Annotated in this window: 15 protein-coding genes; 14 read left to right on the top strand and 1 reads right to left on the bottom strand. The window is 66.3% G+C overall.

Annotated features, from left to right (window positions below):
* Window positions 1-2: 2 nt before the first annotated feature.
* The 13 genes from ftsL (at window position 3) to lpxC (ending at window position 15703) form a co-directional block, all read left to right on the top strand.
* Complete coding sequence (ftsL, locus tag AC0L58_RS13365) at window positions 3-263, top strand: cell division protein FtsL (RefSeq protein ID WP_473688731.1); 261 nt, start codon at window positions 3-5, stop codon at window positions 261-263.
* Window positions 263-2101: a peptidoglycan D,D-transpeptidase FtsI family protein gene (locus tag AC0L58_RS13360; protein WP_473684182.1), complete on the top strand. Its 1839-nt coding sequence runs from the start codon at window positions 263-265 to the stop codon at window positions 2099-2101. Before ftsL ends, AC0L58_RS13360 begins: the two co-directional genes overlap by 1 nt.
* Complete coding sequence (locus AC0L58_RS13355) at window positions 2098-3606, top strand: UDP-N-acetylmuramoyl-L-alanyl-D-glutamate--2,6-diaminopimelate ligase (RefSeq protein WP_473684180.1); 1509 nt, start codon at window positions 2098-2100, stop codon at window positions 3604-3606. The genes AC0L58_RS13360 and AC0L58_RS13355 overlap by 4 nt, the downstream gene beginning before the upstream one ends.
* Complete coding sequence (locus tag AC0L58_RS13350; protein WP_473684178.1) at window positions 3603-4973, top strand: UDP-N-acetylmuramoyl-tripeptide--D-alanyl-D-alanine ligase; 1371 nt, start codon at window positions 3603-3605, stop codon at window positions 4971-4973. The genes AC0L58_RS13355 and AC0L58_RS13350 overlap by 4 nt, the downstream gene beginning before the upstream one ends.
* Window positions 4963-6063 carry a phospho-N-acetylmuramoyl-pentapeptide-transferase gene (gene mraY / locus AC0L58_RS13345; protein WP_473684176.1) on the top strand — a complete coding sequence of 367 codons (1101 nt, stop codon included), beginning with the start codon at window positions 4963-4965 and terminating at the stop codon, window positions 6061-6063. The genes AC0L58_RS13350 and mraY overlap by 11 nt, the downstream gene beginning before the upstream one ends.
* Window positions 6064-6188: 125 nt before the next feature.
* The gene (ftsW, locus tag AC0L58_RS13340; protein WP_473684172.1) at window positions 6189-7424 is read left to right on the top strand and encodes a putative lipid II flippase FtsW; all 1236 of its coding nucleotides are present in this window, start codon (window positions 6189-6191) and stop codon (window positions 7422-7424) included.
* Between the two features lie 71 nt (window positions 7425-7495).
* Window positions 7496-8551: an undecaprenyldiphospho-muramoylpentapeptide beta-N-acetylglucosaminyltransferase gene (gene murG, locus AC0L58_RS13335; RefSeq protein WP_473688729.1), complete on the top strand. Its 1056-nt coding sequence runs from the start codon at window positions 7496-7498 to the stop codon at window positions 8549-8551.
* On the top strand, window positions 8548-9987 hold the full coding sequence (gene murC / locus AC0L58_RS13330) for a UDP-N-acetylmuramate--L-alanine ligase (RefSeq protein ID WP_473684170.1): 1440 nt from the start codon (window positions 8548-8550) through the stop codon (window positions 9985-9987). The genes murG and murC overlap by 4 nt, the downstream gene beginning before the upstream one ends.
* On the top strand, window positions 9984-11057 hold the full coding sequence (locus AC0L58_RS13325; RefSeq protein WP_473684168.1) for a D-alanine--D-alanine ligase: 1074 nt from the start codon (window positions 9984-9986) through the stop codon (window positions 11055-11057). The genes murC and AC0L58_RS13325 overlap by 4 nt, the downstream gene beginning before the upstream one ends.
* Window positions 11054-11788 (top strand): cell division protein FtsQ/DivIB, encoded by a 735-nt coding sequence (locus AC0L58_RS13320; RefSeq protein WP_473684166.1) that lies wholly within the window; start codon window positions 11054-11056, stop codon window positions 11786-11788. The genes AC0L58_RS13325 and AC0L58_RS13320 overlap by 4 nt, the downstream gene beginning before the upstream one ends.
* A gap of 10 nt (window positions 11789-11798) precedes the next feature.
* Window positions 11799-13031 carry a cell division protein FtsA gene (gene ftsA / locus AC0L58_RS13315; protein WP_473684164.1) on the top strand — a complete coding sequence of 411 codons (1233 nt, stop codon included), beginning with the start codon at window positions 11799-11801 and terminating at the stop codon, window positions 13029-13031.
* 121 nt (window positions 13032-13152) lie between these two features.
* Window positions 13153-14325: a cell division protein FtsZ gene (ftsZ, locus tag AC0L58_RS13310; protein WP_473684162.1), complete on the top strand. Its 1173-nt coding sequence runs from the start codon at window positions 13153-13155 to the stop codon at window positions 14323-14325.
* A gap of 463 nt (window positions 14326-14788) precedes the next feature.
* The gene (gene lpxC / locus AC0L58_RS13305) at window positions 14789-15703 is read left to right on the top strand and encodes a UDP-3-O-acyl-N-acetylglucosamine deacetylase (protein ID WP_473684160.1); all 915 of its coding nucleotides are present in this window, start codon (window positions 14789-14791) and stop codon (window positions 15701-15703) included.
* Window positions 15704-15871: 168 nt separating this feature from the next.
* On the opposite strand, the gene AC0L58_RS13300 is transcribed toward lpxC, so the two are convergent.
* A complete protein-coding gene (locus AC0L58_RS13300; protein WP_473684158.1) occupies window positions 15872-16354 on the bottom strand; it encodes a DciA family protein in 483 nt (160 codons plus the stop codon).
* A gap of 27 nt (window positions 16355-16381) precedes the next feature.
* Between AC0L58_RS13300 and AC0L58_RS13295 the strand changes: the two genes are divergently transcribed.
* A complete protein-coding gene (locus tag AC0L58_RS13295) occupies window positions 16382-17311 on the top strand; it encodes a M23 family metallopeptidase (RefSeq protein ID WP_473684156.1) in 930 nt (309 codons plus the stop codon).
* The last annotated feature ends 77 nt before the right edge of the window (window positions 17312-17388 follow it).

Below are 17388 nucleotides of genomic sequence, written 5' to 3'. Positions count from 1 at the left end.
TGATCAGCGCCCTGGTCAGCATCATCCTGCTGCTCGCCGTGGTGGTCAGCGCACTGGGCGTGGTGTGGACACGTCACGAGAGCCGCGTGCTGTTCGTGCAGCTGACCGCGCTGCAGAACCAGCGCGATGATCTGAACATCGAGTACGGCAGGCTGGAGCTGGAACAGGCGACTTATGCGGAGCCGCGTCGCATCGACGACGAGGCGCGGCAGAAGCTCGGCATGATCGAGCCGCGCCCGCAAGACATCCGGTTGCTGCGCTGATGGATGCGCGCAAGCACACCAAGCACGCCAAGCCGGCCCGGCGCGCGCATCAGCGTGCGACGGGCCGGCACGTCACCGCTCCGAGTGCGCGCCGGCGCATGTATCTGGTGGCCGGTTTGCTGTGTCTGGCTGCGACGGGCCTGGTTGCGCGCGCGTTCGACTTGCAGGTGGTGCGCAAGCAGTTCTACCAGCGCCAGGGTGATGCACGCTTCCTGCGCGAGATGCCGATTCCGGTCTCGCGCGGCACCATCTTCGATCGCAACGGCGAGCCGCTGGCGGTGTCCACCCCGGTGATGTCGATCTGGGCCAATCCGTCCGAGGTGCTGGACAACGACGATCGTATTCCGGAACTGGCGCGTGCGCTGGGTGTGAATGCCGATGAATTGAAGAGCCGCCTGGCGCAGCGTTCGGAGCGTGAGTTTGTCTATCTGCGCCGGCAGATGGCGCCCGAGGCGGCCCAGGCCGTGCTGGATCTGGGTATTCCCGGCATCAACGGCCAGCGCGAGTTCAAGCGGTTCTATCCCTCTGGCGAAGTCACCGCGCACGTGCTGGGTTTCACCAATATCGATGACCACGGCCAGGAAGGGCTGGAGCTCGCCTACGACGACTGGCTTTCCGGCAAGCCGGGCGCCAAGCGGGTCATCCGCGACCGCATGGGTCATGTGGTGGAAGACGTCGAGCAGGTGCGTGCGCCCAAGCCCGGGCGCAACCTCACGCTCAGCATTGATCGCCGCATCCAGTTCCTGGCCTACAGCGAACTGAAGAGCGTGATGGAGAAGTTCAAGGCCGACTCTGCCTCGATGGTGATCATGGACGTGCGCACGGGCGAAGTGCTGGCGATGGTCAACATGCCAACTTTCAACCCCAACGCCATCGGTGCGAGCAAGCCGAGCCAGAGACGCAATCGCGCGATCACCGACGTGCTGGAGCCCGGTTCCACGATCAAGCCGATCCTGATGGCGGCGGCGCTGTCCAGTGGCAGGTTCACGCCGACCAGTCCGATCATCGATACCACCGGCGGCCACTGGTACTTCCACGGTCACGACATCCATGACACCCACAACTACGGCCTGCTGACGCCGACCGGCGTGATCACCAAGTCGAGCAACGTCGGCGCGGCGCATATCGCCACCGATCTCGACACCACCTTGATGTACGACACCTACCGCGCCTTCGGTTTCGGCAACAGTACCGATAGCGGCTTTCCCGGCGAGGCCTCCGGCTACCTGCGTATCGGGCGCGACTGGCGTCCGCTGGAAAAGGCGATCCTGGGCTACGGTTATGGTCTCAACGTGACCGTGTTGCAGCTGGCCAACGCGTACGCCACCATCGCCGACAACGGCGTCAAGCACACGCCCAGCTTCATCAAGGGCGCCGACAGTCCGTCCAGGCAGATCATCTCGGCGCAGGTGGCGCACGAACTGATCCAGATGATGGAAACGGTGACCGGTCCGGGCAGTACCGCGCCGCAGGCACGCATCGCCAACTATGCCGTTGCCGGCAAGACCGGTACCGCGCACAAAGCCAATGCCGGCGGCTACGACAAGAACAGCTACACCGCGGCCTTCGCCGGTATCGTTCCGGCGACCAATCCGCGCCTGGTCGGCGTGGTGGTGGTCGACAACCCGCAGAAGGGCAGCTACTACGGCGGCATGGTTTCCGCCCCGGTGTTCTCGCGCGTGATGGGCGGGGCGCTGCGCTTGCTCGATGTGCCGCCGGACAACATCGGGCGCTGGTATGTGGGCGGCCCGATGCAGGGCGCGGGCGGCCTGGCAGGCAGCAAGCCGCCGGACGAGGCGCCGATCGATGACGCGCCGGTCGACGAGGGCACCCCATGAGTATCGGCCACCTCGACCAGTTGCTGCTGGGCATCGCCGACGCGCAGGTCGCGGCCACGCCTGCGGCCGCGCGCATGATCGTCTCCGGGCTCAGCCTGGATTCGCGGCAGGTGCGTCGGGGCGATGCGTTTTTCGCCTTGAGCGGCAGCCAGGGTCACGGCATCGAGTTCGCCGCCAGCGCGGTCAAGCGTGGTGCCCGCGTGGTGCTGGCCGAGACGCCGGCACCGGAGCAGGTTGAACCACTGGATGTGCCCTTGCTGTGGATCGACGGCCTGCACGACCAGGTCGGCGAGATCGCCGCGCGCTTCCATGAGCGCCCCAGCGAGGCCATGCGCGTCGTCGGCGTCACCGGCACCAATGGCAAGACCTCGTGCGTGCAGTTGCTGGCGCAGGCGCTGACCCTGCTCGGTCATCGCGCCGCATCGATCGGCACGCTGGGCGCCGGGGTGCACGGTCAGCTGCACGAGGGTGAGCGCACCACGCCCGATGCGATCAGCGTGCAGGCGCTGCTGGCAAAGTTCCGCGACGCCGATGTCAGCCACGTGGCGATGGAAGTGTCGTCGCACGCACTGGCGCAGGGTCGCGTCGGCGCGGTGGACTTCGAGGTTGCCGCATTCACCAACCTCACCCGTGACCATCTCGACTACCACGGCAGCATGGAAGCCTACGGCGCGGCCAAGGCACGCCTGTTTGCCTGGCCCGGCTTGCGCGTGGCGGTCATCAACAGCGACGACGCGTTCGGTCGCGAGCTGGCGACGCGGCTGCCCGCAGGCGTGCAGCCGCTGCGTTTCAGCGCGGCCGGTGAAGCCACGGCCGAGATCGCTGCCAGCAACATCGTCACGTCGGCCGGTGGGCTGGCCTTCCAGCTCCGCACACCCTGGGGCAGCCGGCAAATCAACAGCCATCTGCTCGGTCGTTTCAACGTCGCCAACCTGCTGGCCGTGATCGGTTGCCTCGGTGCACTCGACGAGTCGTTCGAGCGCATCGTGCACGCCGTCGAACAGCTGTTGCCGGTGAACGGCCGCATGAGCCGACTCGGCGGTTTGGGTGGCCTGCCGCTGGTGGTGGTTGATTACGCCCATACACCCGATGCGCTGGAGCAGGCGCTGAGCGCACTGCGCGCGCATTGCGCCGGCAAGTTGATCTGCGTGTTCGGTTGCGGCGGCGAGCGGGATACCGGCAAGCGCCCGCTGATGGGTGCCATCGCGGCGCGGCTGGCCGACGTGGCCATCGTCACCGACGACAATCCGCGCGGCGAAGATGGCGACGCGATCGTGGCCCAGATCGTGGCGGGCATGACCGAGGCCGCTGCCATGGCCGTCGAGCGCGACCGCGCGGTGGCCATCGCCGATGCGCTGGCGCTGGCCAAAGCCGGCGACGTCGTGCTGATTGCCGGTAAGGGGCACGAGACCTATCAGGACGGTGCCGCCGGCAAGCGCCCGTTCGACGATCTGGCGGTGGCCCATGCCGCGCTGGAACGGATCAAGCGGGAGCCGCGCGCATGATGCAGCTTGGCGCCATCGCGATGTGGACCAACGGCCGTTTGCTTGGCGGCGACACCGGAATGGACCAGGCCGAGATCACCGGCGTGGCGATCGACACCCGCAAGCTCGAGCCGGGCAACCTGTTTGTCGCGCTGAAAGGCGAGCACGCCGACGGTCATGACTATCTGGACCAGGCCGCCGCCCGCGGTGCCGTCGCCGCACTGGTCACGCGCCAGGTGGACTGCGCGTTGCCGCAGCTGCTGGTGGACGATGCGGAAGTGGCATTGGGCGACTTCGCCAGTGCTGTGCGGGCGCAGCGCGATGTGCGCGTGGTCGGCATCACCGGGTCCAACGGCAAGACCACGGTGAAGACCCTGGTGGCGTCGATCCTGTCGCGCCACGGCCGTACCCACGTCAGCGCGGGCAACTACAACAATGAGCTGGGCCTGCCGCTGAGCCTGCTGGCGATGCCGCGGGACGCTGAATATGCGGTGCTGGAGATGGGCGCTGGCAAGCCGGGCGACATCGCCTACCTCGCCGCCATCGCACGGCCAGATATCGGCCTCGTCACGCTCATCGCGCCCGCGCATCTTGAGCGCATGGGCAGCATCGAAGGCGTGGCCGAAACCAAGGGCGCGCTGTACCAGGCGTTGCCGGCCGACGGCACCGCGATCATCAATGCGGATGACGGGTTCGCCAGCTTCTTTGGCGGGCTGGCCGGTAGCCGCAAGGTGCTCCGCTTCGGCCTGGATCACGCCGCCGACGTGGGTGCCGAAGTCATCGAGCAACGCGTGGATGGCTCGCGCTTCGTGCTCAGCACGCCGCAAGGCGATGCCGAAGTCAGCCTGCCGCTGCCGGGGCGCCACAACATTGCCAATGCCCTGGCCGCCGCCAGCGTCGGGCTGGCGCTGGATGTGCCGCTGGACACCATCGTCCTCGGGCTGCAGCAGACAACCGGCGTGGCCGGCCGCTTGCGCCAGGAAGTCGCGACCGGTGGCTGGATCGTGATCGATGACAGCTACAACGCCAACCCGGGTTCGATGGCCGCCGCGATCGATACCTTGCAGTTGGCCGAGGGTGAGCGCTGGCTGGTGCTGGGCGACATGGCCGAACTGGGCGATGACGCGCGCGCATTGCATGCCGGAATCGGCGAGCGTGCCCGCCAGCACGGCGTCGATCGGCTGTTCGCGGTGGGTCCGCTGGGCGCGGCCACCGTCGAGGCGTTCGGTGCGGCGGGTGAGCATTTCATGGACAAGCCGGCACTCATCGCCGCGTTACGGGCACAACTGCATCCGGGCGTCACCTGCCTGGTCAAGGGTTCGCGTTCGGCGGGCATGGAGCAGGTAGTGGCCGCGATTGTGAGGGGAGGTGCAACCGATGCTGCTTGAACTGGCCGACTGGATGGCGCGGCACTTCACCGCCCTGCATCTGTTCCAGTACATCACCTTCCGCACCATCATGGCGGCGCTTACCGCGCTGGCGCTGTCGTTGCTGTTCGGACCCTGGCTGATCAACCGGCTGGCTTCGCTCAAGGCGGGCCAGGTGGTGCGCAGCGACGGCCCGCAGACCCATCTGGTCAAGGCCGGTACACCCACCATGGGCGGGGTGATGATCCTGCTCTCGGTGACTGCCGCGACCCTGCTCTGGGCCGATCTGCACAATCGCTACATATGGGTGGTGCTGGCCGTGCTGCTGAGCTACGGCGCCATCGGCTTCTACGACGACTATCGCAAGCTGGTGCTGAAAGACAGCCGTGGGCTGGCCAGCCGCTGGAAGTATTTCTGGCAGTCGCTGTTCGGCCTCGGCGCCGCGCTGTTCCTCTATTACACCGCACCGCATGCCGCCGCAGGCGCGACCGTGGCCGAAACCGCGTTGTACGTGCCGCTGTTCAAGCACGTGGTGGTGCCGCTGGGTCTGTTCTTCGTGGTCATCACCTATTTCATGATCGTCGGCTTCTCCAACGCGGTGAACCTCACTGATGGTCTGGATGGCCTGGCGATCATGCCCACCGTGCTGGTTTCCGGTGCGCTGGGCGTGTTCGCCTACCTGGCCGGCAACAAGGTGTTCTCCGAATATCTGGGGATTCCCTCGATCCCCGGCGCCGGCGAACTGGCGATTTTCACTGGTGCGCTGGCCGGCGCGGGCTTGGGCTTCCTGTGGTTCAACACCTATCCGGCGCAGGTGTTCATGGGTGATGTCGGCGCGCTGGCGATGGGCGCTGCGCTGGGCTGCGTGGCCGTGATCGTGCGTCAGGAGATCGTGCTGCTGGTGATGGGCGGTGTGTTCGTGATGGAAACCGCCTCGGTGATGATCCAGGTCGCCAGCTTCAAGCTCACCGGCAAGCGCGTGTTCCGCATGGCCCCCATCCATCACCACTTCGAGTTGAAGGGCTGGCCCGAGCCACGGGTCATCGTGCGCTTCTGGATCATCTCGGTGGTGCTGGTCCTCGTTGGTCTGGCCACGTTGAAGGTGCGTTGAGATGGACGGGATTCGGCATTCGGAATTCGGGATTCGCGAGAGCGAGCACGGGCGCTTGCCGGTGTGTCGTGGCTGCTTGCCCCAATCCCGAATCCCCAATCCCGAATCCCGCACCGGAGGTGCCCATGTTTGATTCCGGCACCCAGGCCAAACGCCGTAGCGGTCCACGCGGACGTTTCGATCCGTGGCTGTTCGCCGCGTTGATCGGGCTGGCCAGCATTGGCGTGGTGATGGTGGCGTCCAGCTCGATCGCGGTGGCGGACAGCCAGCACCTCGGCGCGTTCTACTTCCTGCGCCGGCATCTGATCTTCCTCAGCCTGGGCATGGTCGCGGCGGGCCTGGCCATGCGTACCGAGCTCAAGTTGCTGGAAAAGTTCGCGTTTCCGTTGCTGGCGCTGGCGTTCCTGATGCTGCTGGCGGTTTTCGTGCCGCATTTCGGCATGCGGATCAACGGTGCGCGGCGCTGGCTCAACCTGATGTTCACCACGTTCCAGCCGGTCGAGGCGGTGAAGCTGATCCTTGTGGTCTATGTCGCCAGCTATCTGGTGCGTCATCGCGAGAGCGTGGAAACCCGCTTCCTCGGACTGTTCAAACCGGTCTGCGTTGCCGGCGTGATCGTGCTGCTGTTGCTGGCGCAGCCGGACTTCGGCTCGGCCACGCTGGTGATCGCGGTCACCATCGCGATGGTCTGGCTTGGCGGCGCGCGGCCGATCTTCCTGTTCCTGATGGGCCTGCCGTTGATGCCGCTGCTGTACGTGGCGGCCACCGGCGAGAGCTACCGGATGAAGCGGCTCACCTCGTTCCTCGACCCGTGGAAGGACCCGTTCAACGACGGTTTCCAGTTGACCCAGTCGCTGATGGCGATCGGACGCGGCGAGTGGGACGGCGTGGGCCTGGGTTCCAGCGTGCTGAAGCTGTCCTACCTGCCGGAAGCGCACACGGACTTCATCTTCGCCGTGATCGGCGAGGAACTGGGTCTGGCCGGCGTGGTGCTGGTGATCGGCCTGTTCGCCACGGTCGTGGGGCGCGGCCTCTATCTGGGCCTGAAGGGCGTGGACGTGGGCCAGCGCTTTGCCGGCTACGTGGCGTTCGGCGCGTCCCTGATGCTCGCCATGCAGGCAATCGTGTCGGTGGGCGTCAACCTCGGCGCCTTGCCGACCAAGGGCCTGACCCTGCCGCTGATCAGCTACGGCGGCTCGTCGATGGTGTTGACCTGCGCCATGGCGGGCGTACTGCTGCGCGCCACCTTCGAGATCAACCGCGCGCTGGACGCACGGCAGATGGCAACGCGCATGCCGGCAGGCGTGGCTGCGGCCGATGCGAATGCCGCGGTGATGCCGCGCGAGGCGGAGGCAGCATGAATTACGGGAATCGGGAATCGGGAATCGGGAATCGGGACGCTCGTGCGGATCCGCGTGCCGATCTGCGGCCCGTGCTGATCATGGCCGGTGGTACCGGCGGGCACATCTTCCCGGGTCTGGCGGTGGCCGAATGTTTGCGGGCGCAGGGCATTCCGGTGGCGTGGCTGGGTGCTGTCGGCGGCATGGAAGCGCAGGTGGTGCCCGCTCAACGCATCGAGCTGCATGCGGTGAGGGTGGGCGGGTTGCGCGGCAAGGGTGTGATGACGCGCCTGCGCGCGCCGTGGATGTTGCTGCGCGCGCTGCTGGCCTCGTTGGCGGTGTTGCGCAAGGTGAACCCGCGCAGTGTGCTGTCGATGGGTGGTTACGTGGCCGGTCCCGGCGGGCTGGCGAGCTGGATGCTGCGCCGACCCCTGCTGGTGCATGAACAGAACCGCGTGGCGGGCTTCACCAATCGCCGTCTGGCCAGTTTGGCAAAGCGCGTGATGGCCGGCTTTGCCGATGCCTTGCCGCATGCGCAGTGGGTCGGCAATCCGGTGCGCGAGGCGATCGCCGCGCTGCCACCGCCGGCGCAGCGCATGGATGGTCGTCAGGGCAGGCCGCGCCTGCTGGTGCTTGGTGGCAGCCTCGGCGCGCGGGCGTTGAATCTCGCCTTGCCCCAGTCGCTGGCGCGGCTCGATCCCGACCAGCGTCCCGAGGTGCGCCATCAATGCGGCACGCGCGGGCTGGATGAGGCGCGTGCGGCCTACGCCGACGCAGGAGTCGAGGCCGAGGTGGTGGCCTTCATCGATGACATGGCAGCCAGCTACGGCTGGGCGGACCTGGCGGTCTGCCGCGCGGGCGCCCTGACCCTGGCCGAGTTGTCTGCGGCGGGACTGGGGGCGCTGCTTGTGCCTTACCCGCACGCGGTGGACGACCACCAGACCCGCAATGCGGAGGTTTTCGTGGCGGTCGGTGCGGCCGAGATCAAGCAGGAGAGCGAACTGGACACAAAGATACTGGCGCAGCAACTGGCCACGCTGCTGGGTGATCGCCCGCGCCTGCTGGGCATGGCCGAAGCCGCGCGGACGCTGGCCAAGCCCGATGCGGCGCAAGTGATCGCGCGCGCCTGCCTGGAGGTGGCCGCATGAGCCGACTCTCCGCACAGCAGGATCCGATGAGCATGTTCGGCCGGGTGCACTTCATCGGCATCGGTGGCGTCGGCATGAGCGGCATTGCCGAAGTCCTGCACAATCTGGGCTATGCCGTATCCGGCTCCGACCGGGCCGGCTCGGCCACGGTGCAGCGCTTGCAGGGGCTTGGCATCCAGGTGCACGTGGGGCATGCCGCCGAACATATCGTCGGCGTTGACGTGGTGGTCACCTCCAGTGCGATCAAGGCAGACAACCCGGAACTGGTTGCGGCCCACGCCGCGCGCATTCCGGTGATTCCGCGTGCCGAAATGCTGGGCGAATTGATGCGCTTCCGCCGCGGCGTGGCCATCGCGGGCACCCACGGCAAGACCACCACTACCAGCCTCACCGCCAGCGTGCTGGCCGGGGCCGGCTACGATCCCACCTTCGTCATCGGTGGACAGCTCAATGCCGCCGGCGCCAATGCGCGGCTCGGCACCGGCCAGTATCTGGTGGCCGAGGCGGACGAATCGGATGGGTCGTTCCTGTTGTTGTCGCCGGTGATTGCCGCGATAACCAACATCGACGCCGATCACCTGGAGAACTACCACGGCGATTTCGCCGAAGTGAAGAAGGCGTTCGCCAGCTTCCTGCACCGCTTGCCGTTCTACGGCCTGGCCGTGCTGTGCGTGGACGATCCCGAAGTGGCGACGCTGGCCACCATCACCAACCGCCGCGTGCTTCGCTACGGCATCGACAACCCGGATGCCGACGTGCGTGCGCTGAACCTCCGCCAGCAGGGTTTCGAGATGCATTTCGACCTGCAGTTGCCCGATGCGGCGGAAGCGTTCCCGGTGACGCTGAACCTGCCTGGCCGGCACAACGTGCTCAACGCACTGGCCGCAGCTGCGATCGGTTGGCAGCTTGGCGTCGAAGCGGCGGCGATTGCCGATGCATTGAAAGGATTCCAGGGTGTCGGCCGGCGCTTCCACCGGCGCGGCGACATCGCCATCGACCAGGGCAGCGTGCTGCTGGTCGACGACTACGGCCATCATCCGAGCGAGATCGCCGCAGTCTTCGACGCCGTGCGTGGTGGCTGGCCGGAGCGGCGCCTGGTGGTCGCCTTCCAACCGCATCGCTACAGCCGCACGCGCGACCTGCTGGACGACTTCGCCAACGTGCTGGCCGACGCCGACGTGCTGGTGTTGACCGACGTGTATCCGGCCGGCGAGACACCGATCGCCGGCGCCGACGGCCGGGCGCTGGCGCGTGCGGTACGGGCGCGCGGCAAGGTCGACCCGGTGCTGGTGGAGCATCCGCGTGAGTTCCGCGACAGCCTGCCCAGTCTGCTGCGCGACGGCGATCTGTTGCTGCTGCTGGGTGCCGGCGATATCGGCGCGGCGGCGCTGGAGCTGGCGCAGGCCGGCCAACTCAAGACAAAGGGGGCCGCATGATGGCCACACCGATTCCCGGCGACCGTCAGGAAGTCCCCGTGCGGGATTCCCGATTCCCGACTCCCGACCCGGAGCGCATCACCGATCCGGCCCAGTTCGGCCGTGTTGCCGTGGTGATGGGCGGCAGTTCGACCGAGCGCGAGGTGTCGCTTGATTCCGGTCGCAACGTGCTTGCCGCATTGAAGGCACGCGGTGTCGACGCGCATGCGATCGACGGTATACCGGCGCTGCTCGATGCCTTGCGCGCGGGTCACTTCGCCCGCGTATTCAATATCCTGCATGGCCAGCACGGTGGTGGCGAGGATGGCGTGCTGCAGGGGGCGCTGGAGTCGCTGCATGTGCCGTATACCGGTTCGGGCGTGCTCGGCTCGGCGTTGTCGATGGACAAGACGCGCTCCAAGCGCGTGTGGCAATCACTGGGTTTGTCGACGCCGACCTTCGCCGCCCTGCCGCGCGGCGCCGACGTGCATGCCGCGGCGCGCCGGATCGGCTTTCCGCTGATCGTGAAGCCTGCCTGCGAAGGGTCCAGCGTCGGCGTGACGCGGGTCTTTGCCGAACAGGACCTGGCCGCCGCAGTCGAGCTGGCGGCCCAGTATCCGGGCGACCTGCTGATGGAGACCCTGATCGAGGGCGACGAGCTGACCGTGGCGATCCTCGGGCGCCAGGTGTTGCCCAGTATCCATATCGTGCCCAAGGGCGCGTTCTACGACTACAACGCCAAGTACGTGGCCGAGGACACCCAGTACCTGTGCCCCGGCGCCGAAGGGGCCGCGGCCCGGGAACTGGCGACCTTGTCGCTGGCGGCGTTCGACGCACTGGGCTGCACCGGCTGGGGTCGTGTCGACGTGATGCGCGACCGCAACGGTCGCCACTGGCTGCTGGAAGTGAACACCGCGCCCGGCATGACCTCCCACTCGCTGGTACCGAAGGCCGCCGCCGCGGCTGGCATCGATTACCAGGAGCTCTGCTGGCGCGTGCTTGAAACCAGTTTTGCAACACGAGTCGCCGGCTTCGCCGAATCCCGAATCTCGAATCCCGAATCCCGCGACTCCGAAGGAGGCGCCCCATGAAAGGCCCGGTCCGTCTTGCCGCCTGGTGCCTGGCCATCGCGCTGGTCGCGCTGCCGATCGTGGGCCTGCTGCGCGGCTGGTTCGCGGCCGATCGCTGGCCGGTGACCCAGCTGACCGTGCAGGCCGAGTTCAAGCACGTGAGCGCCGCGCAGATTCGTGCGGCCGTCCTGCCGCGCCTGGACAAGGGCTTCTTTGCGCTGGATCTGGATTCGGTGCAGAAGGCCGTCGCCGCGCTGCCGTGGGTGGAATCGGTCGAGGCGCGCAAGCGCTGGCCGGATACCTTGCAGCTGCGTGTCTACGAGCGGCAGCCCTTCGCGCGCTGGAACGACAAGCAGCTGATCAGCCGGCAGGGCCTGGTGTTCGACGCGCCCGACGCTGCCGACCTCGTCGCCTTGCCCGACTTGCGCGGACCGGACGCGCGGCTGGCCGAAGTGGTGAGCTTCTATGCCGAGGCCAGCAAGGCGTTTGCCGGCAACCATCTGGCGATCAGTGGCGTGGCGCTGACCGAGCGTGGCAGCTGGAGCGTCACCACCACCACCGGTGCTCGCATCGTGATCGGCGACCGCGAGCAGGCAGGCCGCCGTCTGCATCGCTTTCTCGACGTCTATCCACAGCTGATCGCCGGCCATGCCGACGGGTTCGTTTACGCCGATCTTCGCTACACCAACGGCTTCGCCGTGCGCTGGCCCGACGCGGCCGGTGCCAACGCTGGAGGTTCCATCCGCTCATGAGCAATTCGCCATGAAAACGCGCAACGACAAACAGCTGGTGGTCGGCCTCGATATCGGCACCTCCAAGGTGGTGGCGATCGTCGGCGAGTACGAGCCGGGCGAGCCGATCACCGTGATCGGCATCGGCACCCACGTCTCGCGTGGCATGAAGCGCGGCTCGGTGGTCGACATCGAATCCACCGTGCACTCGATCCAGCGTGCGGTGGAGGAGGCCGAGTTGATGGCCGGCTGCGATATCCGTTCGGTCTATGCCTCGATCTCCGGCAGCCATCTGGAAACGCGCAACTCGCACGGCAACGCGGCCATTCGCGATCGCGAGGTCACCGCCGGCGACCTGGAGCAGGTGCTGGAGGCGGCCAGCGCCGTGGCCATCCCGGCCGACCGCAAGGTGCTCTACAAGGAGTCGCAGGAGTACCGCATCGACGGCCAGGACGGCATCCGCCACCCGATCGGCATGAGTGGCGTGCGGCTGGAAGCCAATGTGCATCTGGTCACCGGCGCGGCCGCGGCGGTGCAGAACGTGACCAAGTGCATCCAGCGCTGCGGCCTCAGCGTCGACGAACTGGTGCCTTCGGCGCTGGCCAGTGCCAAGGCCGTGCTGACCGACGACGAGCGCGAACTGGGCGTGTGCCTGGTCGACATCGGCGCCGGCACCACCGACATCGCGATCTACACCCAGGGTTCGATCCGTCATACCGCATCGTTGCCGGTGGGCGGCGACCAGGTCACCAGCGACATCGCCTATGGCGTGCATACGCCCACGGCGCATGCCGAGGAGATCAAGATCAAGTACGCCTGCGCCCAGACCGGCCTGGCGCATGCCGAGGAGACGATCCAGGTGCCCAGCGTGGGCGACCGCCCGCCGCGCCGCCTGGCACGGCAATCGCTGGCGCAGAGCGTGCAGGCGCGCTACGAGGAAATCTTCGAGATGGTGCAGGACCAGCTGCGCCGATCCGGCTACGAGAGCCTGGTCGCCGCCGGCGTGGTGCTGACCGGCGGTGCCTCCCGGATGGAAGGTGCGCTCGAACTGGCCGAGGAAATCTTCCACAAGATGGTGCGCATCGGCGTGCCGCAGCAGGTCGAGGGCCTGGGTGAGGTGGTGACCAGCCCCTTGCACGCCACCGGCGTGGGCCTGCTGCTGCATGGCTCGCGTGCCGGCGGGATGCGTGCGGGTGGTCACGGCGGCGGCAGTGTCGGCGGCGTCGTCGACAAGCTGCGCGGCTGGCTTACCCGGAATTTTTGATGAAAACACCGGCGACGCAGGAGGCGTTGCCACGGGCGGAAGGACTTGCCGCCCACCACCATCGGCTGACAGGAGTCCCACCGCATGGTTAGAACGACAACAACTCTACGGAGGACGGGAAATGTTTGAATTGATCGATAAGCTCGCACCCAATGCAGTCATCAAGGTGATCGGCGTGGGCGGTGGCGGCGGCAATGCCGTGGCGCACATGCTCAACTCCAATATCGAGGGCGTGGAATTCGTCGTCGCCAATACCGACGCGCAGGCGATGAACAGCTGCGGCTCGCGTACCCATCTGCAACTGGGTGGCAACGTGACCAAGGGCCTCGGTGCCGGTGCCAACCCCGAAGTCGGCCGGCAGGCCGCGCTGGAGGATCGTGAACGGATCGAGGCGATGCTGGAAGGCGCCGACATGGTCTTCATCACCGCCGGCATGGGCGGTGGCACCGGTACCGGCGCAGCTCCGGTGGTGGCGCAGCTGGCCAAGGAAAAGGGCATCCTCACCGTGGCGGTGGTGACCAAGCCGTTCCCGTTCGAGGGGCGCCGGCGTATGCAGGTGGCATTGAAAGGCATCGAGGATCTTCAGCAGCACGTGGATTCGCTGATCACCGTGCCCAACGAGAAACTGCTGAGCGTGCTCGGCCGCGAAGTGACCCTGCTCAACGCGTTCAAGGCAGCCAACGACGTGCTGCAGGGTGCCGTGCAAGGCATTGCCGACCTGATCACCGCCCCGGGCCTGATCAACGTCGACTTCGCCGATGTGCGCACGGTGATGTCGGAGATGGGCCTGGCCATGATGGGCTCGGGTACGGCCAACGGCGACGACCGCGCTCAGGCGGCAGCCGAGGCCGCGATCAAGAATCCGCTGCTGGAAGACGTCAACCTCAACGGCGCCTGCGGCATTCTGGTGAACGTCACCGCCGGTCCGAACCTGACCATGCGTGAATTCGACGAGATCGGCCGGATCATCCACGACTTCGCCAGTGAGGATGCCACCGTGGTGATGGGTACCTCGCTTGATCCGGACATGAAGGACGACGTGCGCGTCACCGTGGTGGCCACCGGCCTCAACCGTGCGGCAGCCTCGCGCCAGCAGCCGCCGATCCGCATGGTCGAGACGCAGCAGATGCGGCCGCGCCCGGTCGTGCTGCGCACCGGCACCGGCAACGAGGTGGTCGACTATGCGCAGCCTGAGACCCAGACCCGTGCCGAGCCTGCCACCTCGGCCAGGCAGGGCGACGCCGGGCTTGACTATCTGGACATTCCTGCGTTTCTGCGCCGACAGGCAGATTGATATCAAGATCAGGAAAGTGAAGGAGATGCGAACGCGTTGAACGATAGCCAGGAGAGTTTGTCAGTCACTTCATCGTGCCGCGCCGGCCCACCGGCGCTCGCGCGGCTGCGCTGGAGGGTGGCGAGATGACTGGCCTGGACGGCTGACATGCGCCTGGTCGCGTCCGGGTGTTCGCGTAGTCCAGTTGCAGGTGCGTGCGCCGGGATTGGCGTACGATCAATCGTTGAGTCCCTTGTCGTGGCTCAGTTTCGACGCCCCGTGCCGGATTCCCGTCCCAGTCACGGGGTGTCGATGCGCGCTGCGATTCGGCCACCATCCCGCCCGAAAATGTGCGGTGGATCGCGAGATGAAAGAAACATGAAGGTTTAATCAGACTGTACCGTACGGTTTGCTTTTATCTCAGGTTAAAACTGTGTTAGCATCCGCTCCTGATTGGCTGCTACCTCCACGGGTACCAACAACAATGATCAAGCAGCGTACGCTCAAAAACATCATCCGGGCCACCGGTGTCGGGCTGCATACCGGTGACAAGGTCTACATGACCTTGCGTCCTGCTGCGCCGAACACGGGCATCGTTTTCCGACGAACGGACCTGGACCCGCCGGTGGATATCCGGGCGCGCCAGGACAATGTCGGGGATACCCGGCTTTCGTCGACCCTGGTTGATGGCGACGTTCGCGTGTCCACCGTCGAGCACCTGCTTTCGGCGATGGCGGGGCTCGGCATCGACAACGCCTATGTAGACCTGTCCGCCCCCGAAGTGCCGATCATGGATGGCAGCGCGGGCCCGTTCGTGTTCCTGTTGCAGTCGGCAGGCATCGAAGAGCAACCCGTCGCCAAGCGCTTCATCCGCATCAAGAAGCCGGTGAAGGTGCAGCAAGGCGACAAGTGGGCCAGCTTCGAGCCGTTCGAGGGTTTCAAGGTCGGCTTTTCGATCGATTTCAACCACCCCATCATCAGCAAGCGCACCTCGCGTGCCGAGATCGACTTTTCCACGACCTCGTTCGTGAAGGAAGTCAGTCGCGCCCGCACGTTCGGTTTCATGCGTGACATCGAGATGCTGCGCGAGCAGAACCTCGCGCTGGGCGGCTCGATGGACAACGCCGTGGTGCTGGATGACTACCGCGTGCTCAACGAGGACGGCCTCCGCTACGAAGACGAGTTCGTGAAGCACAAGATCCTGGACGCCATCGGCGACCTGTACCTGCTCGGGCACAGCCTGATCGGCGCGTATCACGCACACAAGTCGGGCCATGAGCTCAACAACAAGCTGCTGCGTGCCCTGATCGCCGACGCCTCGGCGTGGGAAGAGGTCAGCTACCACGAGGATCCGGCGGTTTCGCCCATCTCCTATGCACATCCGGCCCAGGCGATCTGAGCGCCTGACGCCGTAATCCACCGCAAAAGCTCATCAAAATGGCCGGGTCGCAAGACCTGGCCATTTTTCTTGATGGGCAGCACATTCCATGCGGGTGCTGCTTCACGTCCCGGAAACCCCGGGGCTGTCAGCCAGCGCCGTGCGTGCTATAAACACACCCTCGCAACGTCAGTCGGCGTCGCGATCGGGGGAATCAGTGGTTTCGGCGAGGGACGCCAGCTCAAGGAACATGGCCCGCCATTCGGGGTCTGTGGATGATGCGGCAGCAGCCCTGAGATGGGCAGCTGCGGCTGGCGAAAGCGGTTTTGACTGATCCGGCACGGTTGCAGCCGGTGGTTGGGGAGCCACTTTCACGGTGACGGAACTGGCGCACGTGCCAATGGCGCGTGCGGAGGCAAGGATCTGTGTCTGCATCAAACGCAGGCGTGATGCCCAAGCCGGTGAAGACGCCAGAAAGACGAGGCGATCGTTGCGCAGGTTCGCGAATCTCACCTGTTCGCGCAGCGGCGATGGCAACGTCTGGCGCAAGGCGCGATCCAGCGCTTCCAGCGCGCCGGCCTTTCGGGCCAGTGTCGCGAAGGAGCCGCAATCGACGAGGGACTCCGGTCCGTTGCCGTGGCGGCGGGAAGTGGCGGGTTCCGCGCGTTGCATGGTGCCGACAATCGAATTTGGAAAGATATGCAGATCATACTCGTCTCACGTGCCAGGAAACTGCCAAAGACCCTTGACCTGGCCAATCGGAGCCAGCGCTGGAAGCTGCTGTCGATGCTTTCGCTGGCGGTGCTGGGTTGTCTTGCCCTGGGTGGTGCGCTGGCCTTGGCCATCGCCAGTCCGCGTGATCACGCCTTGGCACAGATCCAGGAATTGCAGCAGCAGATCCGGCAGCAGAACGCCCAGCTCGGCAGCGTACGCGCCGATGCGCATCGCAGTCTCGACGCGCTGGCGGTGAAACTGGGCCAGCTGCAGGCGCAGTCGACCCGTCTCAACGCGCTGGGCGAGCGGCTGGTGCAGGTCGGCAAGCTCGACGACGGTGAATTCAACTTCGACCAGGCACCGGCTGTTGGCGGTGTCGAGGACACTGCGGGCGCGGACTACGCGCTACCGGCCGCGCTTGAAAGCAGCATCGACCAGTTGACTGGCCAGTTCAACATTCAGCAGGCTCAGCTGTCGGCACTGCAGAGCTTGTTGCTCGACGCCCGCATCGAATCCAACCTGAAGCCTACCGGGATGCCGGTCCCCGGCTACATTTCCTCCTATTTCGGGGTGCGCCCGGATCCGTTCGACGGCCACTCGGCGCGCCACACCGGCATCGACATTGCCACGCCGTATGGCACACCGGTGCACGCGGTCGCCGAAGGCATGGTGACCTTCGCCGGCGTCCGTCGTGGCTACGGCAACGTGGTCGAGATCGACCACGGCAACGGCTACATGACCCGTTACGCGCACAACAGCAAGCTCGACGTGCATCCCGGTCAGCACGTCCAGGTGGGCGACGTGATCGCCCAGGCCGGTTCCACTGGGCGCTCGACCGGTTCGCACGTGCATTTCGAGGTCTGGTACAAGGGTCGCGTGGTCAATCCGCTGGCCTTCGTGCGCAATCACCGCTGATCGTTTCGCGCAAACGCGCCATCCCCTTGAATATGCCGGCGGCCACCGCCAGTTTTCCCGGGATGGCGTGGCCCGCC

Source organism: Rhodanobacter sp. G2-10 (assembly GCF_055809185.1).
The sequence above is the reverse complement of the archived record's forward strand: the minus strand, read 5'-3'. Positions and strand labels throughout refer to the sequence as shown.